1 protein-coding gene is annotated in these 1,365 nt (G+C 51.6%); it reads left to right on the top strand.

Going from position 1 to position 1,365, the window contains the following annotated elements; translation table 11 throughout:
- Window positions 1-117: 117 nt before the first annotated feature.
- Window positions 118-1,359: an ISL3 family transposase gene (locus Poly41_RS33750; RefSeq protein WP_146531776.1), complete on the top strand. Its 1,242-nt coding sequence runs from the start codon at window positions 118-120 to the stop codon at window positions 1,357-1,359.
- Window positions 1,360-1,365 lie beyond the last annotated feature (6 nt).

The following is a 1,365-nucleotide window of genomic DNA, read 5'->3' as shown; positions in this document are numbered from 1 at the left end:
CGAGGCGGAAGGGGCTCGAACACACAATTTTTCAATAAAGGAAATGCATCTGGCGGACGAATCGGTTATTGGTATTGGTGCTTAAATCAAGATCAATCGCCAACCCATCAGCGCCAGATGCACCTTAAGACTATCCTCAATTGCCGCTATCCGCTCAAGCGGTTCGTTTACGGGAATGCAAAAATATCAGGAAATCGAATCTTAGTGGATGTCCGTCCTCGCAAGAACAGCAAGCCTCGCTGTGGTCAATGCCGATCTGCCGGGCCGACGTACGACACGCGATCCGCCAGAGAGTTTCAGTTCGTCCCGATCCTCGGCTTGGCGGTGTACTTTGTTTACGCGATGCGACGAGTCGACTGCCCTGATTGTGGTGTCAAGACCGAGCATTTGGAGTGGTCCAACGGCAAAGAGCGGATGACAACGGCGTACAAATGGTTCTTAAGCACGTGGGCTCGACGCATGTCTTGGAGCGAAACCGGACGCATCTTTGGCACCAGTTGGAATCGAGTCTACCGCAGTGTCCGCTATACCGTGATCTGGGGACTGGTTCATCGCGAGGACCTGCAATTTACGGCAATTGGCATTGATGAAATCGCTGCGCGGCGAGGCCATCGCTACCTGACGTTGGTCTACCAGATCGATGAAGGCTGCCGGCGGTTGCTTTGGGTAGGACGAGAACGCAAAGAGAAGACACTCGAAGGTTTCTTCGATTTGTTCGAGACGAGCGTGAAGGATCATTTGCAGTTTGTTTGTAGCGATATGTGGAAGCCGTACTTGAATGTGATTGCCGATCGCGCTGGTCATGCCTTGAATATTCTTGACCGCTACCACGTGATGGCAACGCTAAACAAGAAGGTCGACAAAGTGAGGGCCGAGGAAACCCGGCAACTGAAGGAGGATGGCTATGAGCCGATCTTGAAGCATAGTCGTTGGTGTATATTGAAGCGTCCCGAAAACCGTACAGCAAAACAAACGTCAAAGCTGCGAGAGTTGATGAAATACAACTTGCGTACGATGCGGGCGCACTTGATGAGGGAAGACTTTCAGCAATTTTGGAGCTACCAGAGTGCAACGTGGGCTGGGAAGTTTCTGGATGGTTGGTGCAACCGAGCGATGCGCAGCCAACTAGAACCGATGAAAGAGATGGCACGCACGCTACGGCGGCATCGAGGGTTATTGCTGAATTGGTTCGCGGCCAAAGGAGAGCTTTCGAGTGGCAGCGTGGAAGGGATGAATACGAAAGCAAAAGTGGCATTGAGAAAATCGTACGGCTTCAAAACCGACGAAGTCTATGAAACTGTGCTATACCATGAACTCGGGAAACTTCCGGAGCATGACTTGGCCCACCAATTTTGTTAACGAGGC

Origin of the sequence: Novipirellula artificiosorum, assembly GCF_007860135.1 — a bacterium.
GTDB lineage: Bacteria > Planctomycetota > Planctomycetia > Pirellulales > Pirellulaceae > Novipirellula_A > Novipirellula_A artificiosorum.
Note: the sequence above shows the minus strand (reverse complement) of the source record. Positions and strands in the feature narration are given on the sequence as shown.

Bases quoted from the DNA above. Each gene is read 5' to 3' on its own strand.
- Poly41_RS33750 (WP_146531776.1), top strand. From the start codon at position 118: ATGCACCTTAAGACTATCCTCAATTGCCGCTATCCGCTCAAGCGGTTC.